Genomic DNA, 5,792 nt, shown 5'->3' with positions numbered 1-5,792 from the left:
CTATCTCCCCGCCGCAAAAGCAGGCGGCGGGGAGGATGCCGCTTCCACCGGGGCTGGGAGCAGGCACAGCTGCTTCTTTGGCTGGCCTACTGCTTATGGCAATATCGTAAACGCAGGTCGACGCATACTCATAAGCAGGTAATACAAGCACTTTTTTTACAGTTAACTTTTTTTAAAAAAACTTGCATGCAAAAAAAGTTATTGCTTATATTTGCACCCACAAAAGCGGAAGTAGCTCAGTTGGTAGAGCTCCAGCCTTCCAAGCTGGTTGTCGCGAGTTCGAGCCTCGTCTTCCGCTCAAAAAGCCCTGAACATGGTTTGGGGCTTTTTTATTTTAACCCCGAAAGGTCTGCTCCCGGAGCAACCTCCTCCGGCTCCTGCCCCTGCCTGAAAATACGTGCGTGCCTATCGCCTCCCAGTACTATGGCACTCCCCTTCACCTCAAGCCAGCTCCCCTCCCGTAAACCTACTACAGGCTGCCGGTGGAATACATGAAATTCCCTAATCCTCGTTTCCCTTGTTTCCCCCATATGGGTTGAACCCTCAACCGGGTCAAGGTAATGCGGGTTTATATTGAACGGCACAACACCCAGCGTTTTGAATGACGGTGGGTAAATTATAGGCATGTCATTAGTAGTCTGCATCGTAAGGCCGCAGATATTACTTCCTGCGCTGGAACCCAAATAAGGTGTGCCTGCATGTACCGCTTTTTCAAGTGCCTGCATTACACCTGTGTTGTACAACTCGTTCACCAGCAAAAAAGTATTGCCGCCGCCCGTAAATAAGGCTTCGGCATCCAGTACTGCCTGTGCAGGATTATCAAATTCGTGAAGGCCTTTTACATTTATACCTATAGCGGTGAAGGTTTCAGCTACTTTAGCGGTATAAGCTTCATGTGTTATCCCGCCCGGCCTGGCATAAGGTATAAACACGAGGCTGCTGCAATCCTTAAAATGCTCCTGTAGTACAGGCTGCAGGTACTCCAGGTATTTTCCCCCATACATGGCAGAGGTGCTCGCAATAATTATTTTTTTCATCCGTTAAGAGTTGTAAGAAAAGGTAAAGTTACAAGTTAATGATGGTGGGGCATAAAATTTGGTGTATAAATTTTATCTTTGTCTAACAATCCTTACATGCGGCACTTTTACCTTACATATTCTTCACTTCATATCTATAAGAAGTATATTCTCTACCTCATATTACTGTTGGCTGTGGCTGCGGAGGCACAGGAGCGCAAACCGGTAAAAGGCCTGGTATATGCAGGCAATGCCGGTATTGCTGATGTGCTGGTGGTTAACTTTACAGGGCAGAGCGAAACCCGCACTGATAATACTGGCCGTTTCACGCTTTCGCTACAGGTGGGCGACCTTATTATCATAAGCGGAAGCAGTATCGAAACAAAAAAGATCCGCTTCACGCCCGACCTTATCAATAACAGCCTCCTACAGCTTGAGGTCGCCCTGACGGGTGAAGTACTTGAAGAGGTGGTTATCAACCGCAGCAGGGTTTCATCAGAATCACTGGGCATACCTATGGGTAAAAAATATACCCCTGCCGAAAGGCGGCTACGCACGGCTTCAAACCTTGACCCTACATTGGGCGCAGGTACCATGACAGGATTTTCCGTTTCGTTTGATGCCATACTTAACGCTATCAACGGGCGCACGGCACGGCTGAAAAAAGAAGTTGCAATTGAAAAGAAGGAATTTGCGCTGCAAAAGCTAAATGGCCTTTATACAGATGATTTTTATATAGAAAAATATGGCCTTAAAGCAGAGCAGGTTAACGGTTTTAAATATTTTGCCGTAGAAAACGAAGAATTTGTTGCTATCCTGAACGGCGGTAACACTACACAGACCGAATTTGGACTAACCCTGCTGGCGGAACAATATATTGAACGCAGCAAAAATGAAAAATAGACTCTGGCTGGTATAATATTACACAGGCGCATTACTAAAAAAAGAACCGTGGTGGTGAGTTTAACATCACGATATAGATGTAGATAAAGATATATTCAGTAAATTGTGGAAAATAAACATCTCGCGGCCGTGCTCAAAGCCGAAAACTCTGGAATAACCGGGTCGCTGGCACTTTACTATCTTGAATTTATTAAGGCGAATAACGGGCCGGTATACCGGCTGCAACAATAAATAACCTGAAATAAACAAATCAGTTATGGCCGGAAAATTACTTTTTTTGTTTTTGCTTATCCCCTTTATCGGCTTCAGCCAGAAAGAACCCCGGCAGCTCCTCCGTGGCCGTGCCGTAGCCGACTCCGTACAGGTAGATAACATTTCTGTAAAGAACATAACTTCAAATATTGGCGCGGTAACCGACACAAAAGGCAGTTTTACCATTTACGCCAGGCCTACCGATACACTGGTTTTTTCAGGTATCTCATTCCGCAACGCTATGCTGGTGCTGAAAAAAGAGCATTTCACGGAAGCAAGGCTAATAATACGTCTTGATGTAAATGTCACCGTGCTTGATGAAGTTATCATTTCGCCCCTTACCGGAAACCTGGAAAAAGACAGCCGAAAGGCTAAAACCAAAGATTTGGTACCTTTTAACTCTGGCAGTATTGTGCGGGATACTACCTACCAGTTTAAATATTCGCAAAATATTAATACGGCAATGCCTCAAAATGAAAGCCAGCTGCAGGGTGTTGATTTTGTGAAACTCTACAAAAAAATTTTTAAACCGAAAAAGAAAAAGAAAAAAGTTGAGGGCTCTCATGCCCAACGCAACTTCGCCGAAGTAGCGCAGGAACTGTACACCCATTATTTCTTTACGGAAACCTTAAAAATCCCACATGACGAAATAGGCCTCTTCCTCACCTATTGCGATAATGGGGAGCAGACACGGCAGCTGCTGGACCCGGCAAAGGAATTTGAGCTTACCGATTATCTTATTGATAAAAGTTACGAATATCTTAAATTGAAAAATTAAGATTTACTTTTATTACATTTGGAAAATGAAGGCGGGATTAAAGCATATTACAGTAATATTGATTTGCCTTGGGCTCACCTCGGCGGCAGCGCATAAATTTTATGTGGCGGTGTTCCAGCTGGAATACAGGCCGGAGAAAAAAGTGGTGCAGATGACAGCACGTATTTTTGTGGATGATATGGAAGCAGCCCTGAAGAAACAATTCGGCAAAACATTTTACATAGGCCAGAAACATGAAGTTGCCGGGGCTGACGAATACCTGAAAAAATACCTGGCAGGCAAAATAAGGGTAAGGCTAAACGGAATTGCCAAACCACTCAATTATCTGGGCAAAGAGCTGGAAGATGACGTACTGGTATGCTACTATACCCTGCCCGCCGAGAATCCTATAAAAAGTATTGAGGTGAAAAATACCACGCTTTTTGAACTCTTCCCTGACCAGCAGAATATTATACACACCAATATAAACCGTAACAAAAAGAGCCTGTTGCTTACTAATGATACTGAACAGGGAATACTCGACTATTAAGCCATGAAAAGAATTTTATATATTTTATCTGTAGCCACAGCCCTCCAGGCTGCCGCACAGGAAACACCCGCTCCCCCAAAACGCGAACAGGGGCATTATGACAATAACAAGTTCAGCCAGATGTATGACCTGATGGCTACACCCAATATGTACCGCACGGCTTCGGGTGCACCGGGGCCCGCGTATTACCAGCAGCAGGCCGATTATAAAATGGATATTGAGCTTGACGACAAAAAAGCCAGGATTTATGGTGTGGAGACGATAACCTACTATAACAACGCCCCTGAAGCGCTGGAGTACCTGTGGCTACAGCTTGACCAGAATCAGAAAGCACCTACATCGCAAACGCCGCTTGCCGAAAGCCAGCGTATGGATCCGGCCTACCCGACTGATAATTTTTCGAGGCGTTACCTGGAAACCCCTCCTGAAAGGGGCTTTAATATAGAATATATAAAAGATGCTGAAGGCCGCCCCGTCAGATATACGGTTAATCATACCATGATGCGTATCGACCTGCCAAAACCGCTAAAGCAGGGTGAAAAAATCTCGTTTTCTATTAAATGGTGGTTCAATATTGTTAACTACAGGGTTGAAGGCAGCCGGTCAGGTTACGAGCACTTTGATAAAGACGGGAACAACCTGTATGTAATCGCGCAGTTTTATCCGCGGATGGCTGTGTATAATGACGTAGAAGGCTGGCAGAACATGCAGTTCTGGGGCGCAGGCGAATTTGCACTGCCGTTTGGGAACTTTGAAGTGAATATAACCGTGCCTGCCGACCATGTTTTGGAAGCTACCGGCGACCTCCAGAACAGGAAGGATGTGTTTACGCCCGAACAGCTTAAACGGTATGAGCTGGCAACCAAAACCTTTGACAAACCGGTCGTTGTAGTAACCCAGGAGGAAGCGGAAAGGGCAGAAAAAGGTTTTTCGGAAAATAAGAAAACATGGAAGTTTAAAGCAACTAATGTAAGGGACTTTGCGTTCTCCACCTCCCGTAAATTTATTTATGATGCCATGGCCGTGCAGCTTTCGGGAAAAACAGCCATGGCCATATCACTTTACCCCAAAGAGAGCAACCCGCTGTGGGGCGAAAACTCTACCCGTGTGGTAGCACATACGCTTAAAACGTATTCGAAATATACCTTTGATTATCCTTATCCCAAGGCTATTTCCATTTCAGCAGAAGACCAGGGCATGGAATACCCTATGATATGCTGGAACTATGGCCGCCCTGACGAAAAAGGCTTTGTAAGTGACAGGATACGCTATGGAATGATGAGCGTGATAATCCATGAAGTGGGGCACAACTTCTTCCCGATGATTGTTAATTCTGATGAGCGCCAGTGGACCTGGATGGATGAAGGGCTTAACACCTTCCTGCAATACCTTACCGAGCAGGAGTTTATACCCAACTACCCGTCTCAGCGCGGGCCGGCCGCTAAGATTGTGCCTTACATGAGCGGTGACCAGAAGTTCCTTGAACCTATTATGACCAACTCTGAAAGCATTCACCAGTTTGGCGCCAACGGCTATGGAAAGCCGGCCACAGGCTTAAATATACTTCGCGAAACCATAATGGGACGCGAGTTGTTTGACCATGCATTTAAAACCTATGCCAACCGATGGAAGTTTAAACATCCTACACCGGAAGATTTTTTCAGGACCATGGAAGATGCCTCAGCAGTTGACCTCGACTGGTTCTGGCGTGGCTGGTTCTACTCTACTGATTATGTCGATATCGGTATTAGCGAGGTGAAGCAATATTATGTAAGCGAAGAACAGACCAAAGAGATGAAGGATTATGCAGTGAAGCGGGGCAGGTTTAACGAAGACCGGGGGCCTTTTGTATATATGGTAGCCACTAACAGCCCTGACTTTAACAAACAGCTGGAAAAGCCACTGAATATAGCCGATGTGAAATTGCTTAACACCTATGTGAACGAAAAATTTACCCCTGAAGAAAGGGCAAAACTAAAAACACCTAAATATTTTTATGAGGTTGTTTTTGATAAGCCGGGCGGTATGCTGATGCCCATTATCGTTGAGCTTACTTTTGAAGATGGTACTACAGAAACCCATAGGTTCCCGGTACAGATATGGCGCAAAAACAACCAGACAGCCACCAGGGTTTTTGCAACAGCCAGGCCCGTAAAGAAAATAACACTTGACCCAAAACTGGAAACCGCCGATATTGATGCCAGCAACAATGTTTGGCCAAAAAGTGAAGCAAAATCAAAATTTGACCAGTTCGAACAAAAGAAGTAAATAAAAAAGAAGCCGTCTCAATACTTAAATTTTGAGACGGTTTTTT

The 5,792-nt window shown here is 45.1% G+C and carries 5 protein-coding genes and 1 tRNA gene; 5 read left to right on the top strand and 1 reads right to left on the bottom strand.

Features of this window, described 5'->3' with window-relative positions:
* The first annotated feature begins 225 nt into the window (after positions 1–225).
* Positions 226–298 (top strand) — tRNA-Gly (locus tag CHU92_RS02320).
* A 31-nt stretch (positions 299–329) separates the two neighbouring features.
* On the opposite strand, the gene pepE is transcribed toward CHU92_RS02320, so the two are convergent.
* Positions 330–1,037 (bottom strand): dipeptidase PepE, encoded by a 708-nt coding sequence (pepE, locus tag CHU92_RS02315; RefSeq protein ID WP_094412202.1) that lies wholly within the window; start codon positions 1,035–1,037, stop codon positions 330–332.
* Positions 1,038–1,115: 78 nt separating this feature from the next.
* On the opposite strand from pepE, the gene CHU92_RS02310 reads away from it, so the two are divergent.
* The 4 genes from CHU92_RS02310 to CHU92_RS02295 all read left to right on the top strand — a co-directional run bounded on the left by CHU92_RS02310 (position 1,116) and on the right by CHU92_RS02295 (position 5,746).
* Positions 1,116–1,919 carry a hypothetical protein gene (locus tag CHU92_RS02310; protein WP_129582986.1) on the top strand — a complete coding sequence of 268 codons (804 nt, stop codon included), beginning with the start codon at positions 1,116–1,118 and terminating at the stop codon, positions 1,917–1,919.
* Between the two features lie 256 nt (positions 1,920–2,175).
* A complete protein-coding gene (locus tag CHU92_RS02305) occupies positions 2,176–2,949 on the top strand; it encodes a peptidase associated/transthyretin-like domain-containing protein (protein WP_094412199.1) in 774 nt (257 codons plus the stop codon).
* A 25-nt stretch (positions 2,950–2,974) separates the two neighbouring features.
* A complete protein-coding gene (locus CHU92_RS02300) occupies positions 2,975–3,478 on the top strand; it encodes a DUF6702 family protein (protein ID WP_094412197.1) in 504 nt (167 codons plus the stop codon).
* A gap of 3 nt (positions 3,479–3,481) precedes the next feature.
* Positions 3,482–5,746, top strand: a complete 2,265-nt coding sequence (locus tag CHU92_RS02295) for a M1 family metallopeptidase (protein ID WP_094412195.1) — start codon at positions 3,482–3,484, stop codon at positions 5,744–5,746.
* Positions 5,747–5,792: the final 46 nt, after the last annotated feature.

Source organism: Flavobacterium cyanobacteriorum (genome assembly GCF_002251835.1).
GTDB classification, from domain to species: domain Bacteria; phylum Bacteroidota; class Bacteroidia; order Flavobacteriales; family Flavobacteriaceae; genus Flavobacterium; species Flavobacterium cyanobacteriorum.
This window is presented reverse-complemented; position numbering and strand designations above follow the sequence as displayed.

What these genes read in the sequence shown, in the direction of transcription:
- CHU92_RS02295 (WP_094412195.1), top strand. Translation starts at nt 3,482, where the DNA reads ATGAAAAGAATTTTATATATTTTATCTGTAGCCACAGCCCTCCAGGCT.
- CHU92_RS02305 (WP_094412199.1), top strand. Translation starts at nt 2,176, where the DNA reads ATGGCCGGAAAATTACTTTTTTTGTTTTTGCTTATCCCCTTTATCGGC.
- CHU92_RS02300 (WP_094412197.1), top strand. Translation starts at nt 2,975, where the DNA reads ATGAAGGCGGGATTAAAGCATATTACAGTAATATTGATTTGCCTTGGG.
- pepE (WP_094412202.1), bottom strand. Translation starts at nt 1,037, where the DNA reads ATGAAAAAAATAATTATTGCGAGCACCTCTGCCATGTATGGGGGAAAA.